Source organism: Candidatus Microthrix subdominans (assembly GCA_016719385.1).
GTDB lineage: Bacteria > Actinomycetota > Acidimicrobiia > Acidimicrobiales > Microtrichaceae > Microthrix > Microthrix subdominans.
In genome coordinates this window covers 391,645-409,061 of record JADJZA010000007.1, presented here as the reverse complement: position 1 = coordinate 409,061, position 17,417 = coordinate 391,645, and the positions used below count along the sequence as shown (strand labels likewise).

Genomic DNA, 17,417 nt, shown 5'->3' with positions numbered 1-17,417 from the left:
GACCGCCAGAGCGCAGTGTGCACTCCCCAGTTCGGCACCTCCTCCCAAGTCGGGAGTCGAAACGACCGCCAGAGTGCAGTGTGCACTCCCCAGTTCGGTCGTGGAGCCGACCCGCCTCAGCCCCACCGTCAATGAGCCCCGCAGTCGATGAGTCGGTCAGCCCGCAGTCGATGAGCCGGTTAGCTGATGGCTGCCCGCATGGACGCCAGCAGGGCGACAAATTCGGTCAGCTCGTCAGGGTTGAGCACCGCTAGATCGGCTCCAAAGGCGCGATCGGTGGCCGCTTCGGCCTCGGCCCAGGCTTGGCGGTCTGCCTCGCTCGGTGTGGGTCGCGGTTCGGGCCACCCGAAAACGTCGGCCATGCCCGGCGACTTGACCATGAACGCAACGTACGGATCGAGACCGCTCCGACGCACCTCGGCGACATGACAGGCGAAGCGCAGTTCGCGTAGGGCGTTCACCCGATGTACAGCGAGTTCACGCACCGACTCGGGCTCGGGCAGGCGACGCCACCCGTCGAAGATGGTGGTCGTCCCAGCGTCTGCGGCAGCAACGACCCTGCCTGCCAGCGCAGCGGTTCGCTCGTAGTCAACCCCGTCGTCCGGCAGGTGTTTTGCGGCCCAGGTCTGGGCGGCCTGGGCAAAGCGCACTGCCGATTCGTGCCGGCTTTCGACCGTGGCCGCCTGCGTCCAGCCAGCCTCCACCGATGCGGCTGGAAAGAAGCAGAACGCCTCAACCACGTCGTCGACGGGCACGTCACCCAGCACTCCCCCGCGTCCGCCGAAGTAGAACGCCAGGCCCTCATATCCCACGGATGCCGCTGCGACATAGTTGTCCATGTCCAGCATGAACATTGCGCCGATGGCACCGATGTCGTCGGCAGAGTCCCTCGACGCCTGCGTGGATGGTGAGTCGTCGGTCATGTTGCTCATAGCAAGCGAGGGTATCCCTGCACCCGCCGTTCTCGCTGGTCCGTAGTCGGGAGCTGAAACAACCGCCAGAGCGCGCCCCGCACTCCCGAGTTCGGCATCCCCCACCCAAAGTCGGGAGCTGAAACAACCGCCAGAGCGCGCCCCGCACTCCCGAGTTCGGCGGCTCCCCAAGGCGGTGTGGGCTCGAGGCGATGGCCTACCAGTCGGTGGGCCGGTAGTCCTTGAGGAACTGTCCCCATACGTGGGTGCCGGTGTTCATCCCGTCGATGATCGGGTCGACGATGCGCGCTGCGCCGTCGACGATGTCGAGCGGGGGATGAAAGCGGTGCTCGGCCCGCTTCTCGTCGGCCTTGGCAACCGGATCCTCGTCGGACACCCAGCCGGTGTCGACGCTGTTCATGTGGATGCCGGAGTCGTGAAAGTCGGTGGCTGAGGTACGGGTCATCATGTTGAGCGCCGCCTTGGCCATGTTGGTGTGGGGGTGCTTGGTCGTCTTGAAGCGCCGGTAGAACTGACCCTCCACCGCCGAGACGTTGACGACGTGCTGGTGCGCGCCCGGGGCGGCCTCCAGCAGCGGCCGAAGCCGGGCGTTGATCACGAACGGCGCGATCGCGTTGACCAGCTGGGTCTCGAGCAACTCGACCGACGACACCTCGTGGAGCAGGAGGCGCCACGAGTTGCGATCCCGCAGGTCGACCTGCTGAAGGTCCTGATCGAGACGACCCTCGGGAAACAACGCCTCCCGGGTGTCGTCGCCGGTGCGGTGCTCGTCGGGCAACAGCGGCACCTGCGACAGCTCGGCGGCCTGCGTCAGTCCCGCTACCGCTGAGGAAGCACCTTCGGGTTCGGCCGTCGCCAACGCTGCGCCGGTCGGGTCGGCCGGCAGCATCTCGTAGCGGCGAAGCCCCTCGTAGGCCCCGACCAGCGCCAGCACGTCCGGCGACAACGACTCGAGTGCGGCGGTCTCCCCCTCCATCATGTGGCTGTAGAAGTCCGAGGGTCGGCGGACGGTCTGACACGCGTTGTTGACGATGAAATCGAGCCGGTCCCTGGTCTGGAGCACGTGGGAGCAGAACGCCTCGACGCTGGGCGTGTGCCGCAGGTCCAGGCCGATGATCTCCAGGTTGTCGCCCCACTCGGCGAAGTCCGCCTCGGCGGCGTAGCGGGCCGCGGCATCGCGGGGGAAGCGGGTGGCGACGATCAGCTCGGCGCCGCAGCGCAACAGCTTGATGCCCGCCTGGTAGCCGATCTTGACCCGACCCCCGGTGAGCAGCGCCACCGTGCCCGACAGGTCGGCGGTCTCGCTGCGCTTGGCGTAGTTGAAGGCGGCGCAGTCGGGGCACAGCTGGTCGTAGAAGTGGTGAACGCGGGAGTACTTGGCCTTACACACATAACAGTGCTGAGGCTCGACGGTCTCGCGGAAGCGGGCATCAGCCACGTCGGCCTGCTCGAAGCCAACAGGTGGGAATACGTTGGGCGTCGTGAACACCGGCTTGGCCCGCAGGGTGCGGATACCGGTGCCGGCGAGCACGTCGTCGTCGCGGCGGAGCTTCTCGGCCCGCTGGGCCTTGCGCCGAGCCTTGACCCGCAAGCGGCGTTCGTCGGCATCGCCACAGAACACATCACCCGCGGCGTTCAACAGCGCAGTGCGTTCCTCAACCGACAGTGAGGCCAGCAGGTCCTTCGACCCGGCGACCCGCCGAAGGAGGTCGGTGGCGTCGAGCAGCTGCGCCCGCAGGTCGTCGTCGTGGGATGAGGCCGGTGCGGTCACCGCTCGACTGTACCGAGCGGGCCCTCCGCCCCGGCACTCCGATCGGCCTGCCGAGGCGCAAACGGCACGGTCAGCGTTGGGCTGCTGTTGGGACGCTGGGGGCGGTTGCGTCCTTCGGGCTATCGGCCAGACGAGAGCGAAGCGCCCACGCAGCGACCACGGCCAATGCGACGACGGCGACCAGGGATGCGGTACGAACCCCGTCGACAAACGCTCCGCGTGCCGCCTCCAGCAGCGCCGGGCCGGCTGGATCGCCCAAACGTTCCGACGCTGAGACCGCAGCCCCGAGTGTCTCGCGGGCATCGGCGAGATCGTTGGGGCCGATGCCTGTCGGCGAGCCCAGGTTGGCGCGATACACCGCAATCATGATGCTGCCGAGCACGGCCGTGCCGAGGGCGATGCCGAGCTCGTTGGCGGTCTCCGACACGGACGCACCGGCACCGGCACGCTCGGCGGGGATGGCGGCCATGATGCCGTCGACGGCGACGGTCATCGCCGCACCGAGACCGGCGTTGAGCACGATGACCGCTGCGGTGACGATCGCCGTCGACCCGTCGGCACCCACCTGTGCCAGCAACACAAACCCGACGGCGCCGCACCCGAGCCCGGCGGCGATGACGGCAAAGGGACCCCACCGGCGGGCAGCGACCGGGGCCAGAAGCATGAAGACGATGGTGGCGGCGACCGCCGGCAACAACTGAACGCCGGCCCGGAGCGGAGACATGCCGACGACGAGCTGAAGGTGCTGGGTGACGAAGAACATCGTGCCGGCGAAGCCGAAACACGCGACGAGGTTGCCGGTCACCGCCATGCGGAACTTCGGCACGGCGAAGAGCGAGACGTCGATCATCGGATCGACGAGACGACGCTGACGCCGGACGAACACGACCCCGGCGGTGATGCCGATCGTCAACGCGACCATCGCACTGGCCGACCAACCACGCTCGGCGACCAGCTTGACCGCAAAGACGGTGGGAAGCATCGCCACCATCGACAGACCGGCGCTCACCAAATCGAATGCCCCTGGGTTGGGGTCCTTCGATTCGGGAACGAGCCGAGGCGCCAACACCGCCAGGAGGGCGGTCACCGGAATCCCGACGGTGAACACCGAACCCCACCAGTAGTGCTCAAGGAGAAACCCTCCGACGATCGGGCCGAGGGCCGTGCCCGCCGCAAAGGCGGTTGCCCACAGCGCGATCGCCGTCTGCCGCTCGCGCGGATCGATGAAGACGTTGCGCAGCAACGACAACGTCGATGGCATCAGCGTCGCCCCCGCCACACCGAGCAGAGCGCGGGCACCGATCAGCATGTTGGCGTCGGTGGCGAACGCCGCCAACAGCGACGCGGCGCTGAACGCAACGGCGCCGGCGACGAGGAGACGTCGCCGGCCGATGCGATCCCCCAGCGAACCCATCGTGATCAGGAGCCCTGCGAGGACGAATGAATAGATGTCGACGATCCACAGCAGCTGAGAACTCGACGGCTGCAGCGCCTCGCTGAGCTGAGGAACGGCGAACCCCAGGATCGTCGAGTCCATCGAGATGATCAGCACGGGAAGGGTGAGCACCCCGAGCGCCCACCAGCGGCGCTCGTGGGCTGCCGGGTCGACGCGCACCCGCCGACTCTAACGTTCGAGCGATCCGGCGCTCGGGGGCGCTCCCACTTGGAGCGCCCCCTGATGCCAGACCGCGTGGCTGCGTTGGCCTGCGACCGTCAGCCGCTGATACGCAACAACCGTCCGTTGCCGAAGACCCCGTCGGTCACGTGGACCGTGCCAAAGGGGCCGACGTCGACGCCGCCCGGCTGGCTCAGCTGCCCTGGGACCAGCTCGGTGCGGACGCCGCCGCGCGACACCTTCTCCAGCACAGCGGGTGGGAAGTTGCCGGTATCGAAACCTTCCTCAAAGGCCCCGACGCCCCCGGCGGCGAGTTGATACACGTACGTCTCACCGGTCCACGGGTTGATGTCCAGGTCCTGAATGGCGGTAAAGCCCGTCATCGCCGAGGAGCATCCGCTGGTGGCGTTGGCGGGGTTGGCCGAACACACCGCACCGTTGGAGCGGATGTCGATCTTCCACACCCTCGAACTACCGGGTCGGAACGGGAAGCCCTTGAGCTCGCCGACGAAGGCCCACCGCCCCACGACGGCGATCGACGTCGGCACCGCCTCGGTCGGCAGCGCAGGCGGGAGGCTGGGATCACCCAGGTGATCGGTTGAGATCTCCTCGGTGTCGAATCGAGCCACCGTGCTGATCTGACCGCTGCGGGTGATCCGCAACAGATCGTTGTTGGCGGCATCGGCGACGAGCGCGTCGCCATTGCTCAACGCAGCTACTCCGTACGGGTTCGACTCGGTGGGATCATCTTCGAGGTCGGAAGGATCCGGGTCACCCTGCTGGTAGGCGGTGATGTCGGCCACCGGCAGGAACGTGCGGTCGAACGCCCCCTTGCGGTAGAGCATGCGGGGAGAACCGTCCTGCGCGTCGCTACCCAGCCCCCAGAGCGACCCGTCGTTAGCAGCAGCAACATCGATCAGGCCGATCGGGTCGCTCAGCTCGATCGTTTTCGGCTGGTGCCAAAGAGATCGGCTGTGGGAGAGGACCGGGCCGGGAGGCCCGAATGCCCCCTGAGCGACGATCGGCTGGCCGAAGAAGCTGTCGAGGCCCTTCGGCGAACTCAAACCGTCCAAGAGCACCGTCGCCGACGAGCCCTGGCCGCCACCGCCCGGCGGTGGTGCCGGCGTCGAGCATGCGAAAAGCACTAAGGCGGCGAAGCCAACCGCGCCGAAACGCAGCAGCCGTCGCCATGGGAAGACGCTGTTCATAATGTCCCTTTCCGTCTCTGTTGTTGCGACGGCGGGAGACGCCGGAGCGCGCAGAACCAGCGGTGCTACGCGCCGCCGCCCCCCGCTTGCCCCGATGTCCCGTCATCGAGAACTTCATCCTGCGCCTGCCAACCGGTTGAGACAAGCGGTTCCTGGCGGGACAACGCTGGACGCAGGATGTCGCAACCGCCAAGTGGGACGACTCGAGGCACGCGGCACTCAGCCGCCGAGTACCTGGCTGACGAAGTTGGACCGTTTGGGCGACACCCTCCAATAGACCCAGCGGCCCCGCTTGTCGCCGTCGATCAAACCGGCCTCGGCCAGGATTCTGGTGTGATGGCTCACCGTCGGCTGGCTCTTGGCCAGCGGCTCGACGAGGTCGCACGAGCACATCTCCCCAGCGGACGCGATCAGGCTGAGGAGCCTCAGGCGGACCGGGTCGCTCAGGGCGGCGTAGGTCCGGGCCAGCGAGGTGGCCTCGGCGTCGCCCAGCGGGACCTCCGTCACCGACGAGCAGCAGGTGGCCGGGGCGTCCTCACGAATCCGGCCGGCAGCGCTCATCAAGCTCCTCCCCACGTGCCGCCGACCCCCGTTTACATTGACGAGCGTCGATGTATGGGTACGATGATCACATCGACAACCGTCAATCTACCCCACCCCAACGCCCGAGGAGCGCCCCCATGTCACGTGTCCAGCTCGCCCTGAACGTCTCCAACCTCGACCAGGCGGTCGAGTTCTACTCCAAACTGTTCAACACCGACGTGAACAAGCGCAGGCCGGGCTACGCCAACTTCGCCATTACCGACCCACCGCTGAAGCTGGTGCTGATCGAGGGGGACGACGGGGGCACCCTGAACCATCTCGGGGTCGAGGTCGAGACAGCGGAGGAAGTGCTCGCAGCCGAGGGACGTCTGACAAACGACGGCCTTGAGACCACCGGCGTGGACGACACCACCTGCTGCTATGCGCTCAAGACCGAGACTTGGGTCGGCGATCCCGACGGCGCACCATGGGAGGTGTACGTCAAAACCGGCGACGCCGAACAGATGGCCAACACCGTCATCGCCAAGGACGCAGGCGCGCCGTGCTGCGCCCCGCAGTGAGCGACACGTTGGTGGCCGACCCCACATCCACGGACCCAACCAGGCTGTCGACCCTCAACCGTTACCTCCCGGTCTGGATCGGCCTGGCGATGGTGGCCGGGCTGGGCCTCGGGCGGGCGCTGCCCGACCTCAACGACTGGCTGGACACGATCACGATCGGCACGGTCTCGGTGCCGATCGCCGTCGGCCTGCTGGCGATGATGTACCCCGTGCTGGCCAAGGTCCGGTACCGTCGCATCGGCGAACAACTCGGCGATCACCGCACCCTCGGCCTGTCGCTGGTGATGAACTGGGTCATCGGCCCCGCCCTGATGTTTACGCTGGCCTGGGTCTTCCTCGGCGACCTGCCGGAACTTCGCACCGGACTGATCATCGTCGGGCTGGCCCGCTGCATCGCCATGGTGCTCATCTGGAACGACCTGGCGTGCGGCAACAGTGAGCTGGGCGCGGTGCTGGTTGCGATCAACTCGGCGTTTCAGATCGTCATGTACTCCGTGCTCGGCTGGTTCTACCTCACCGTGCTGCCCGGCTGGCTCGGCCTCGACACGCAGGCCCTCGACGTCGGTCTGTGGGAGATCGCCCGATCGGTGCTGATCTTTCTGGGGATTCCGCTCTTGGCCGGGTTTCTCACGCGCATGCTGGGCGAGAAGCGCAAGGGCACCGAATGGTACGAGCAGCGCTTCCTGCCTCGCATCGGCCCGATCGCCCTGTACGGCCTGCTGTTCACGATCGTGATCCTGTTTGCGCTTCAGGGGGAACAGATCACCGACCGGCCCTTCGACGTCGCCCGTGTCGCCGTCCCGCTCCTCATCTACTTCGCCGTCATGTGGTTCGCGTCGTTCTTCTCCGGCTACCGCCTCGGCCTCCCCTACGACCGCAACGCCTCGGTCGCCTTCACTGCCGCCGGCAACAATTTCGAGCTGGCCATAGCGGTGGCAATCTCGGTCTTCGGGGTCACCAGCGGCCAAGCCCTCGCCGGCACGATCGGCCCGCTGATCGAGGTTCCCGTCCTCGTCGCCTTGGTGTACGTCGCTCTCTGGGCGAAGCGCCGCTACTACCCGGACCCGCGGTCCGACCAGGCAACCGCCGACGCCTCGCAGCCGCCCACCTCTACGGATCGACGCCGCTGAGGTCGAGCGGCTCGACTTCCGGGTTCTCAATCGCACCGAAGCCGACGGGATCATGGGCGAACACGCGTGACCACAGGGCCTGGAATGTCGGATCGGTGGGTACAGCGCCCTCGGCGGCCAGGTAGTAGCCCTCGATCCACCGACCCCGGGTTGCACTCGGCAACGCTCGCTCGGACCCGGCAAGCAGGTCGACCAGCAACATGTGTTGCACTCGGGCGCCGGCCGGGGACAGGCGCGGCTGAACCCACGGGATGTCGAGCAACCGGGCGCCGTTGCGCCGGCAGAAGCGCAGCAAGGCCGCCGATGTGAGCGCGATCACCCTATCTGGGCGACGACGAGACCGACCCCCGTCTCTACGGTCCTAGGAGTATCCAACACGGAGGAGAAACCATGACCGACACACGCATGACGCAGACCGAGGAGCGAACTGGCTGGACCGGCTGGATCTACTTTGCCGGGACCATGCTGCTCATCGGCGGCACGCTGAGCATCATTTACGGGTTCATCGCACTGTTCAACGACAATTGGGTGGTTTTCGGCAACACCAACGCCGTCTTTCTGGACCTCACCGGCTGGGGCTGGCTGCACGTGATCATCGGCGCCCTCGTCGTGCTGGCTGGATTCGGGCTGTTCACCGGCAACATCCTGGCTCGCACACTCGGAGTGATCGTCGCCGCCGTCAGCATGATTGCCAACTTCCTGTGGCTGCCCGTCTACCCCTTCTGGGCGATCATCATCATCGTGATCGATGCCCTCGTCATCTGGGCGCTGATCGTGCATGGCGGCGAGCTGCGCGCCAACTGATCCGCTTTCCGGCCCCGGTCGGAAAGCCACACGACGAATACGCATGACCTGCGCCCGACGCTCACCGAGCGTCGGGCGCAGTCGTGTGGCCCCCAGGCGGGTCAGGCCCCGGACGTCACCACCCGGAAGCCGATGTTGCCGGAGCAACTGTCCGGGCTGTTCGAGTTGCGGGCCGCAACCCGGTAGCGGTTGCAGTAGGAGTCGTGACACAGGTAGGACCCGCCCCACGTCACCCGACGTTCACCCCAGACGGGCCCCTGAGGGTCGGCTCTGGGGGCCATCGAGTAGGTCGTGGCGGAGAACCAGTCCGAACACCACTCCCACACGTTGCCGGTCATGTTGAAGAGCCCAAACCCGTTGGGTTGAAACGCGGTCACCGGGCACGTCCCAATCCAGCCGTCCCCCCCCCCCCCCCCCCCGTCGGCCCCGGTGTCCTGCCCGCCGGGGAAGGTCCCCTGGAAGACTGCGCCAAACACCTGTCGCCATCAGGGCGCAGCAGCGACACCGCGGGTGTCGGGAAAGTCGTCCGGCAGCAAGCCCACGAACACAAACGACCACTCGTCGGCTTCGGCGCTGGTGCGGTAGCCGGTGGCATCCGCAAACCTGCTGAACTCGGCGGGCCCCCCCCCCCGGCCGCGGGCCCGCGGGCGGCGGGGCCCCCCCCGCCCCCGCCCCCCCCCCCCCCCGGGGGGCCCTCGTCCGGCGGTCCCCATCGAGCGCCCATGTCCACCGCTGGGGCACCTCTCGGCACCGTCTTCAACGTCGACGGTTGCTTCGACGGACTGCAGCAGGATTGACCTGGATCGCCGCTCACGACGTACCTCCACTGGGGTGATCCTCGAGCCAGGTTTCGGCCGCCCGATACGCCACTTCGGAGGAGTGACCCACGATCGCATCGGCCTCGAAGACCGTGACCTTCTCCTTGAGGTCGATCCGTCCGGAACGTTCCAAGGTCTCCAGCACCGGGCCACTGACGCCGCTCAAAAACAGGTGGCCGCCGGCAGCGGCCACGCGGTCTGCATACCCGGCGATGACGACCATGGCGGTCGACCCGGCCGTCGATCGGCCGCGAAGCCGCAGGACGACCGCCGGGGTGTCCACACCGCTGGGATCGGGAAGGTGCTGCTCGATCGTGCGGGAGCCGGCATACAGGAGGCTGCCGTAGACGTCGAGCAGCACCACGCCGCGTCCCTCGAGACGAGGCGGCACCTTGACCTCCTCGAAGTGGCCGTCCTCGAGTGGCACCAGTCGCACCACCCTGAGGTCCATCAGCTCGGTGTTGAGTTGAAGGAGCAACGAGAGCACCACACCAATACCCACCGCCGCCGCGATCGGGAGCCACAGGGTGGCCACAAAGGTGGCGACCAGGGCGATCTGAGAGCTGGGACCGGCCTGCCACACCGTGACCACCCGGCCCCAGCGAAGCGCACCGTACGCGGCCACGATGAGCACCGCGGCCAGCGTCGTCATCGGCACGACCTTCACCAGGCTGGAGAACAGGGCCAGGATGACGAGCATCCACACACCGGCCGCCACCGCCGCCCACCGACCGACGGCCCCGGCGCTGCGGTTGAGGGCCGTTTGGCCGACCGAGCCACCCGTGGGCTGCCCCCGATAGAACCCGGCGGCCAGGTTGCCGGCACCCTGGGCGATGAAGTCCCGATTCGGATCGGCCGGCGTTCCGTCCGGGTTGGGGGCCGACTCGCTGACCCCCGCTCCCTGAACGAGGACGATCGCAGCCACCGCGAAGGCGCCGGCAACCACGTTGAGCGAGAAGGCGCTCAACGGTGGGATATGCGGCAGCGGCAGGCCCGCCGGTATCTCGCCGACGTCGCCGACGCGCACCACGCCAGCCGTGCCGAGCAGCTGAAGCGCAATCGTCGGCACGGCCAGCGCCACCATCGATGCATACGACGCCACCGGGCCCCGGCGGAGTGCGAGCAGGATGACGATGGCGCAGAGCCCGGTGGCCAGGGTCGGCCAGTCGAACAGGCCGGGATGGGTGATCACGTGCAGGGCGCGGCGAATCGCCACGCCCCCCTGCGAGGGCACGCCGGTGAGGTAGTTGAGCTGGGAGAAAAGAATGTTGACGGCGACACCGGTGAGAAACCCGGTCATCACCGAGTGGGAGACAAAGCGGGTGTAGCGCCCCAGCTTCAGGATCCCGGCAGCGACCATGATCCCGCCAGCCAGCGCGGTCAGCAGAAACAGCGCCTCGGTGCGCTCCGCCGGGTCGACCGGTGCCAGGGCCGACCCGGCCGCCAGCGCCGCAGCGCTGGTGGTGGTCACCACCATCAGCCGGGTGCTGCTCGTCAGCCCACCGGCGATCGGCGCCACCAGGCTGGCGTACAGCCCGTGGACCGGGTTCACCCCCGCGAGCACGCTGGCGGCCATGCCGTCCGGCACGCCCCCGATGGCTACCGGCAGGCCGGCGACGACGTCGGTCTGCAATTCGGCGCGGTCGGCCGGTCGCGCCGACGCCCACCACCGCCACCGCCTCATCGCCGCACCGGGCGCAGGTCGCCGCCCCTCGCTCATCAGCCGGCCGAAGCCATTGCCGGGGCACCCTTCGCCGCCTCGACCGGCAGCAGCATCGATCCGCCGAGGAAGCACAGCGCACCGACAAACGTGCTTGCGTTGACAAGCGCGATGTTGGCCGACTGCCCCGAGGTGGGCAGGTACCGGGCCGCTACTGCGGATACGCCGAACGCGATTGAACCCACCATGTTGAGCGCAGCGATTCTCCAGCCGGTCGATCCGTCGGGGCGAGGCATCAGCCCGGCGTTCACCTCGACGAATGCAAGCCCGCTGGCCACGAGAAAGCACAGCGAACCGAAGAGATCCGGCGCCCAGATGAGTCGGCGGTCCTGCTGGGTGTCGAGGCCGCTCTGCATCGCTGCGAAGGTGCTGAGGTTGAACAGCAGGGTGCCCACCAACTGGACAGCCGCTGACCACCAACCGAGGCTGCTGGGCGACACGCCGAGCAGCCTCCGAAGTATAGGGCGTCGCTTCGAAGCCGGCCCGATGCCCCCTGGGGCAGCCCGACTCTCGTCGTACTGGATGGCACTGGCACTGGTGAACAACAGGGAACCGCCAAAAAACGTGGCGGCGACGACCGACGGGGCAACGCCATCGAAGAACGGGGGCAACGACCCCAGGGCGAAGCAGACGGACCCGCCGGCGAACAGACCGGCCATCCACCAACACGAGGCAGTCGGCCCGGGACGGACTTGATCCGGACCGGCCCCATCGCTCCTGCCGAGGCCAAGGCCGAGGCGCTTGCGGTGGGCACGAGCACGCCACTCGACGAGGCGCCCGTCGGCCCGTCGGACGTGGGCGCCGACGACGAACGGACCAGCCCGCTTGGTATCGACGACCGTCCAGTCGTCCGGAACCTGCGGCAGCCCCCAGCCCGTGGGCTGAGGGCTTGCCGACAGCAGATCCGAGCCCATCAGCCGGCCGAAGCGGACTGCTCACGCAAGGATCTTGGCCTTCCCGGCCGCAAACTCGGCGTCGGTGATCGCCCCTTGGTCACGGAGCGCAGCCAACTTGGCGATCTCGTCGGCATGGCTTGGGGTACCGGCCGCATCCTGCACATAGGACCGCATGGCAGCGTCCTGGGCCTGAGCCTCGGCCAGCTTCCGCTGGCTCATCTCGTCCCCGTGGGCCAACACATAGATCAACACCCCGAGGAACGGGATCAAGATGACGACGACCAGCCAGATCGCCTTGGAGAAACCTCGCATCTCGTGGTTGCGGAAGATGTCAGCGATGACGCTGAACAGCAGCATGAACCAGGCGAAGATCAGGTAGATCCAGAGCACTGTCCAGAAGACGGATAGAAGGGGATAGTCATAGGCAAACATGGGTCCAGAATGGACCTGGATCACCGTTTGGTCATCACCCCGATCGGGTGATCAGTCAGCCGTTGGCGCTGGGCACGGCTGGGCTGCCAACTGGGGGGCCGAAGCCTCCATGAACGTCGTTGTTTCTTCGATCAACCTTGGCGTCACGGCGCCTCCCCCTCCCGAGTAGGGCCGACTCAGCGAGACGACCAGCAGGATCAGGACTGCCGTGAAGATCGCCGAAGCGCCCAGCAACAACGACTGCGTGAGCGGAGCGGCCGAGTGGGTGACCATGAAGATCAGCGCCACAACGAACGCTGCGCCGACGAACAACAGCAGCCAGAGCATGGTCGGCACCGAGGTCTCCGCCGCCACGAGCCTGGTCTCCCGTGCGGTCGAGATGCTGCCCACCTGTGAGGCCATGTTGGTTGCGGCGGCCGAGTTGAGGGCACCGGTGGTCGCCGTGTCGCCCTGACCGAGCGACGCGACGAGATCGCTGAACGTCTGGTCAACCTGCGGCGCTCCGACGCCATCGTTCCGCATTGATGGCCAGTCGAACTCCGACACGCTCCGGCCGTAACAGATGAGCGCACCCTGGATGCCCTCCGACGCGGCGGGAAAGAGCTTGGCCTCCTCAAAGGCCGTGCCGATCGAGGTTGCCTCGTCGCCGACGGCGGAACGCGCCGCGGCGAACTGCCCGAACAGGAACAGGATCGAGAAGCCGACGACCACGCCAAACGCTGTCGAGACGTAGGACAGCGTCGCCGCCCACGGTGCCGCATCGGCCTTCTCGATGCCCGGAAAGAACCGGCGGATGCCATAGCCCAGCCCTCCGGCGACGAGCCCGGCGACGAACAGATACAGCAGGTTGGTTTGGAAGGGGGTCATCGCTACTCCTTATCAGGGTCGACCCCCCGGCCGGCGATCGGCCGGACAGGGGGACGACGCGCTGGTTCTCCCCTATTGCTGTGAGATCGCGATCCGGTGGCGATCCTCCGGATCGATGAGGTGATCGTGGGTGTCGGATCCGAGATCGATCTGCACCCAGTGGATCTTGCCGTTGAATTTACTGGTCACCAGGTCGTAGTCCGAACTGACCATCGTGCCCGACTCGTAGCCGATGTCGGTGGTTTCGTCGGCCGAGAAGACCAGGGGTTGGGTCCCCCCGACCCGACCGGTGCCGATCTGGTCACCGTCGCAGTAGAGGGTGACGTCGCCGCCCTTGCCGAGCCCTCCGCCGTCGTAGGCGAACTCCGCACGAACCTGATGGGTCCCCTCGGGGATCGCGCTGTCTGAGGTGACGATGAACTCCTCGATGCCGAGCACGTTGTAGGCGAAGTTCAGCAGGCCGTCCTTGGCGTACACCGCCCAGCCACCGAAACGTCCACCCTGTGCGATGATCACGCCATCGATCCCAGCAGCGGGTACGTCGACCTCGGCGGTGACCGAGAACGACTTGTTCTTGATGCTGACCACGCTGTTCTCGGACAGCCGCCCCATGCCCGGGTAGAACTTCTGGGTGTTGCCGTGAACCAGCGTCGGCCGACCGGCCAGTTTCGGCTCGAGCCGCTCGGCGGTGCGGTCGTCCATCGGCAACACGTTGAACTTCGTCGCCTCGATCAGCCACTTGCGCTGCAGGTTGGCGAGCTTTTCGGGATGGTCCTTGCTCAGGTCGACCGCCTGGCTGTAGTCCGACGTTGCGTCGTACAGCTCCCACACGTCGTCGTCGTACGCCGGCATGTCGCCGCCGACCATGATCCACGGCGTCTTGTGCTTGGTGACGGCGCTCCAGCCCTGGTCGTAGATCCCCCGGTTGCCAAACATCTCGAAGTACTGGAGGTCGTGGCGCTCCGGCGAGCTGGCCTCGTTGAAGGTGTAGAGCATGCTCGTGCCCTCGATCGGGCTCTGCTGCACGCCGTTGACCATCGTCGGTTCGGGAAGCCCCGCCGCCTCCAGGATGGTCGGGGCGACGTCGATGCAGTGCGTGAACTGGGTGCGCAACCCGCCCTTCTCATCGATGCCGTTGGGCCAGTGGACGATGGTTCCGTTGCGGGTGCCGCCCCAGTGCGAGGCCACCTGCTTGGTCCACTGAAACGGCGTGCACATCGCCCAGGCCCAACCGACCGAATAGTGGTTGTAGGCGCTGGGCGTGCCGAACTCGTCGATCTTCGACGCCAGGAACTCTGGCGTCTCGAGCGCCGCCATGCCGTTGAAGTTGGCCATCTCGTTGAAGGCGCCGTTCATCGTGCCTTCGGCCGACGCTCCGTTGTCGCCGACGATGTAATAGATGATCGTGTTGTCGAGCACTCCCAGCTCGTCGATCGCATCGATCACCCGGCCGACGTGATGGTCGGTGTGCTCGAGAAACCCTGCGTACACCTCCATCTGGCGGGCGAGGATCGGCTTCATCTCCTCGGGCATGTCGGCCCAGCTGGTGATCTCGTCGGGGCGCGGGGTGAGCTGGGCGTCCGCCGGGATGATCCCCATCTCCTTTTGGCGGGCAAAGGTCTTCTCGCGCAGGGCGTCCCAACCGTCGTCGAACTGCCCGGCGTACTTGGCGGGCCACTCCTTGGGCACGTGGTGCGGTGCGTGGGTGGCGCCGGGGGCGAAGTAGGCGAAGAACGGCCGGTCCGGCATGAGGGACTTCTGCTGGCGGATCCAGTTGACCGCCTGGTCGGCGAGATCCTCGGTGAGGTGGTAGCCCTCCTCGGGTGTCGCAGGCGGTTCAACGGGGGTGAACCCGTCGTACAGCGCAGGGTCCCACTGGTTGTTCTCGCCGCCGATGAAGCCGTAGAACGTCTCGAACCCGCCACCGGCGGACGGCCACGAATCGAAGGGACCGAGCGGCGAGGACTGCCACACCGGCACCTCGTGGCACTTGCCGAACTGGGCCGTCGAGTAGCCGTTGAGCTTCAACGTCATGGCCAGCGGGGCCTTGGTGTTGGGCCGCACCGAGCTGTTGCCGGGCGCCGAGGTGGCCGTCTCGGTGATCGAGCCCATCCCGACGGAATGGTGGTTGCGGCCGCTGAGCATCGCAGCGCGGGTCGGGGCACACAGTGCCGTGGTGTGAAACCGGTTGTAGCTCAGGCCGCCGGCGGCGAGCTTCTCGGCGTTGGGGGTGGCACACGGGCCACCGAACGCGGTCGACGCACCAAACCCGACGTCGTCGAGCAACACGATCAGCACGTTGGGTGCGCCCTCGGGCGGCAACAGCGGCTCGATCGGCGGAAAGTTCGTCTCCGGGTCCTTGGCGTCGTAAGTGGTGTGCCCAAACTTGGGACGGTCCGGGATCGGCAGCATCGAGCGGGCATGGCTGTCGGGTCGGTTCGTCATCGTTGGTCTCCAGTGGGCTTGCGGGTCCGGCGGACGCGCCGACAGCGACGTCAGCGGTCTGGACCGACAACCTAGAAACGGCCCGTCTCGGGCCGCATCACCCACATTGGGCGATCGGCTGAATGCCCTCGGTGCTCAGCGGACGCGGCGGACGACGCGCCGAGTCTGCCGGCGCCGCACCCCGTGGGAGACGACGGCTGCTGTTCCAACTGCGGTGGCCGTTCGGGCAACCGGGGCTGCGATGACGCCGCGGCGCCGCCTACGTGCTGGTCGGAGTGGCATGGTCAGGCTCCTTCGTCGGGTTCGTCGGTATCCGCCTCGAGGGAGGCGACAATGGCTTCGATGGGGATTCGACCGGAGGCGATCTGCTGACCACCGGCGCGGCGGGTGGCCGACGCAAACGGTGCGGCCCAGAGGTTCTCCCAGACGATGCATCCGGCGACGCTTCCCGGATGCATCGACTCGGCGAGGTTGGCGATGTCCTTCGCAGCGAGAATCTCGGCGATCTCGCCTTCCAGCTCGACCAACCCGTCGACCTCATCGAAGTCGTCCACCTCGAAGGCCTCGATCGCGCCGTCCGCATCCTTCTGGAGGATCAGCAAGTCGAGCAGCCGGATCGTGCCCGCCCGATTCAGCGACGCCAGTTCGGCCGCCATCTCGCCGTTGAAGTTGCTCTGTCCGGCCGGGAACTCGACGACCAGGTAGTCGACTGGACCCAGGTCGTCGATCATTTCGTCACTCATGGGTTCTCCTGTGCGGGCCGTCCACCCACCGATCGTGTCGTCGGTGCGCCATATCCCCGTTGTGTTGTCGACGATGCGCCCGGCATGCCCGTGCGTCATCACCCCATCGGGGTGAACCGAACCGGGGCCCCGGGGTTCAACGCTGCGCCAGGTCACTCGCCGACGGGGTTAAGACCTGTTCGAGCAGTGCGATGCGGTCGTACGGACAGCAGATTCGGCTGACGTACTCATCCTCGAAGGTGCACACCAGCATGCCCGCCGCTTCGACCTGGGAGTGCGACGGCTCGATGAGCACGTCATCGTTGAGGAAGCCTGCGTTGTTGAACACGCCGGTGATCCGCCACTCGAGGCAAACCCGTGGCCCGCTGATCACCTCGTCCACGATCTCGACACTGGTCGAGGTGACGGCATCGTCGTGGTCGAAGATGGCCGCCACCAGCTCGCGTCTCGAAGTGGTGTACATCGATGGGCTCCACACAACGATCGACTCGGAGACCACCGCCTCGAGCCGGGCGAGTTGTGGGACCACCTCGCCCGAATCACCCAGCAGCGCTTGGGCGAGAAATCGGGCGACGTCGAGCCGGCGCTCGTCGGCCGGGGTGGACGGCTGTGCTGGTGTCGACTGGCCTTCTGGCCACTCGACAATGACTGAGGCGGGCGGAGTCGCTGAAAGTACCTCCGAATTGAGCAGCTTGAGCGCCACCGGACGATCGAACGGACCGAGCAGCGTCACCGGCCGACCTCATCGCAACAGAACACCAGGTTGTCCCACATCGCACTCATTAAACGCCAACGTGCACCCGTCCGCACCACCCGTAGCGGGTGATCACGCACCTATGCGCCGATCGCCCGATGTGGGGGAGGTGGCGGCCCGCCATCTCGGGTATCTTGCAGTGGGGACGTGCGGTCCGTCCAACGACGCCGCTCACGTTT

General features: G+C 67.0%; 16 protein-coding genes and 1 pseudogene. 3 read left to right on the top strand and 14 right to left on the bottom strand.

The annotated features are described in order from the left end of the window. Positions 1-179 precede the first annotated feature (179 nt). The 5 genes from IPN02_12000 to IPN02_11980 form a co-directional block, all read right to left on the bottom strand. Complete coding sequence (locus IPN02_12000) at positions 180-932, bottom strand: hypothetical protein (GenBank protein MBK9297530.1); 753 nt, start codon at positions 930-932, stop codon at positions 180-182. 196 nt (positions 933-1,128) lie between these two features. Then, on the bottom strand, positions 1,129-2,703 hold the full coding sequence (locus IPN02_11995) for an SDR family oxidoreductase (GenBank protein ID MBK9297529.1): 1,575 nt from the start codon (positions 2,701-2,703) through the stop codon (positions 1,129-1,131). A gap of 70 nt (positions 2,704-2,773) precedes the next feature. Then, complete coding sequence (locus IPN02_11990) at positions 2,774-4,240, bottom strand: MFS transporter (protein ID MBK9297528.1); 1,467 nt, start codon at positions 4,238-4,240, stop codon at positions 2,774-2,776. Between the two features lie 176 nt (positions 4,241-4,416). Then, complete coding sequence (locus tag IPN02_11985; protein MBK9297527.1) at positions 4,417-5,526, bottom strand: ScyD/ScyE family protein; 1,110 nt, start codon at positions 5,524-5,526, stop codon at positions 4,417-4,419. Between the two features lie 219 nt (positions 5,527-5,745). Beyond that, positions 5,746-6,087 (bottom strand): winged helix-turn-helix transcriptional regulator, encoded by a 342-nt coding sequence (locus IPN02_11980; protein MBK9297526.1) that lies wholly within the window; start codon positions 6,085-6,087, stop codon positions 5,746-5,748. Positions 6,088-6,206: 119 nt separating this feature from the next. On the opposite strand from IPN02_11980, the gene IPN02_11975 reads away from it, so the two are divergent. Further along, positions 6,207-6,629, top strand: a complete 423-nt coding sequence (locus tag IPN02_11975; protein MBK9297525.1) for a VOC family protein — start codon at positions 6,207-6,209, stop codon at positions 6,627-6,629. Continuing rightward, entirely contained in the window at positions 6,536-7,759 is a 1,224-nt protein-coding gene (gene arsB, locus IPN02_11970) for an ACR3 family arsenite efflux transporter (GenBank protein MBK9297524.1), read from the top strand. Before IPN02_11975 ends, arsB begins: the two co-directional genes overlap by 94 nt. Here arsB and IPN02_11965 read toward each other — a convergent pair. Further along, entirely contained in the window at positions 7,740-8,078 is a 339-nt protein-coding gene (locus IPN02_11965; protein ID MBK9297523.1) for a hypothetical protein, read from the bottom strand. The two genes, arsB and IPN02_11965, sit on opposite strands and share 20 nt — an antisense overlap. Positions 8,079-8,149: 71 nt before the next feature. On the opposite strand from IPN02_11965, the gene IPN02_11960 reads away from it, so the two are divergent. After that, positions 8,150-8,563 (top strand): hypothetical protein, encoded by a 414-nt coding sequence (locus IPN02_11960; GenBank protein ID MBK9297522.1) that lies wholly within the window; start codon positions 8,150-8,152, stop codon positions 8,561-8,563. A gap of 101 nt (positions 8,564-8,664) precedes the next feature. On the opposite strand, the pseudogene IPN02_11955 reads toward IPN02_11960, so the two are convergent. The 8 genes and pseudogenes from IPN02_11955 to IPN02_11920 form a co-directional block, all read right to left on the bottom strand. Then, positions 8,665-9,276, bottom strand: a pseudogene (locus IPN02_11955) (SUMF1/EgtB/PvdO family nonheme iron enzyme). 97 nt (positions 9,277-9,373) lie between these two features. Then, positions 9,374-11,101 (bottom strand): SulP family inorganic anion transporter, encoded by a 1,728-nt coding sequence (locus IPN02_11950; protein ID MBK9297521.1) that lies wholly within the window; start codon positions 11,099-11,101, stop codon positions 9,374-9,376. Further along, complete coding sequence (locus IPN02_11945) at positions 11,101-12,015, bottom strand: YrhK family protein (protein ID MBK9297520.1); 915 nt, start codon at positions 12,013-12,015, stop codon at positions 11,101-11,103. Before IPN02_11945 ends, IPN02_11950 begins: the two co-directional genes overlap by 1 nt. A gap of 21 nt (positions 12,016-12,036) precedes the next feature. Beyond that, positions 12,037-12,429 (bottom strand): SHOCT domain-containing protein, encoded by a 393-nt coding sequence (locus tag IPN02_11940; GenBank protein ID MBK9297519.1) that lies wholly within the window; start codon positions 12,427-12,429, stop codon positions 12,037-12,039. A gap of 51 nt (positions 12,430-12,480) precedes the next feature. Then, positions 12,481-13,296 carry a DUF4239 domain-containing protein gene (locus IPN02_11935; protein MBK9297518.1) on the bottom strand — a complete coding sequence of 272 codons (816 nt, stop codon included), beginning with the start codon at positions 13,294-13,296 and terminating at the stop codon, positions 12,481-12,483. Between the two features lie 72 nt (positions 13,297-13,368). Beyond that, complete coding sequence (locus IPN02_11930) at positions 13,369-15,741, bottom strand: arylsulfatase (protein MBK9297517.1); 2,373 nt, start codon at positions 15,739-15,741, stop codon at positions 13,369-13,371. Between the two features lie 284 nt (positions 15,742-16,025). Continuing rightward, a complete protein-coding gene (locus IPN02_11925; protein MBK9297516.1) occupies positions 16,026-16,484 on the bottom strand; it encodes a DUF1269 domain-containing protein in 459 nt (152 codons plus the stop codon). Between the two features lie 136 nt (positions 16,485-16,620). Then, positions 16,621-17,217, bottom strand: a complete 597-nt coding sequence (locus IPN02_11920; protein ID MBK9297515.1) for a nuclear transport factor 2 family protein — start codon at positions 17,215-17,217, stop codon at positions 16,621-16,623. Between the last annotated feature and the right edge of the window lie 200 nt (positions 17,218-17,417).

Bases quoted from the DNA above. Each gene is read 5' to 3' on its own strand.
- IPN02_12000 (MBK9297530.1), bottom strand. From the start codon at position 932: ATGAGCAACATGACCGACGACTCACCATCCACGCAGGCGTCGAGGGAC.
- IPN02_11990 (MBK9297528.1), bottom strand. From the start codon at position 4,240: ATGGACTCGACGATCCTGGGGTTCGCCGTTCCTCAGCTCAGCGAGGCG.
- IPN02_11985 (MBK9297527.1), bottom strand. From the start codon at position 5,526: ATGAACAGCGTCTTCCCATGGCGACGGCTGCTGCGTTTCGGCGCGGTT.
- IPN02_11980 (MBK9297526.1), bottom strand. From the start codon at position 6,087: ATGAGCGCTGCCGGCCGGATTCGTGAGGACGCCCCGGCCACCTGCTGC.
- IPN02_11975 (MBK9297525.1), top strand. From the start codon at position 6,207: ATGTCACGTGTCCAGCTCGCCCTGAACGTCTCCAACCTCGACCAGGCG.
- arsB (MBK9297524.1), top strand. From the start codon at position 6,536: ATGGGAGGTGTACGTCAAAACCGGCGACGCCGAACAGATGGCCAACAC.
- IPN02_11960 (MBK9297522.1), top strand. From the start codon at position 8,150: ATGACCGACACACGCATGACGCAGACCGAGGAGCGAACTGGCTGGACC.
- IPN02_11950 (MBK9297521.1), bottom strand. From the start codon at position 11,101: ATGAGCGAGGGGCGGCGACCTGCGCCCGGTGCGGCGATGAGGCGGTGG.
- IPN02_11945 (MBK9297520.1), bottom strand. From the start codon at position 12,015: ATGGGCTCGGATCTGCTGTCGGCAAGCCCTCAGCCCACGGGCTGGGGG.
- IPN02_11940 (MBK9297519.1), bottom strand. From the start codon at position 12,429: ATGTTTGCCTATGACTATCCCCTTCTATCCGTCTTCTGGACAGTGCTC.
- IPN02_11935 (MBK9297518.1), bottom strand. From the start codon at position 13,296: ATGACCCCCTTCCAAACCAACCTGCTGTATCTGTTCGTCGCCGGGCTC.
- IPN02_11930 (MBK9297517.1), bottom strand. From the start codon at position 15,741: ATGACGAACCGACCCGACAGCCATGCCCGCTCGATGCTGCCGATCCCG.
- IPN02_11925 (MBK9297516.1), bottom strand. From the start codon at position 16,484: ATGAGTGACGAAATGATCGACGACCTGGGTCCAGTCGACTACCTGGTC.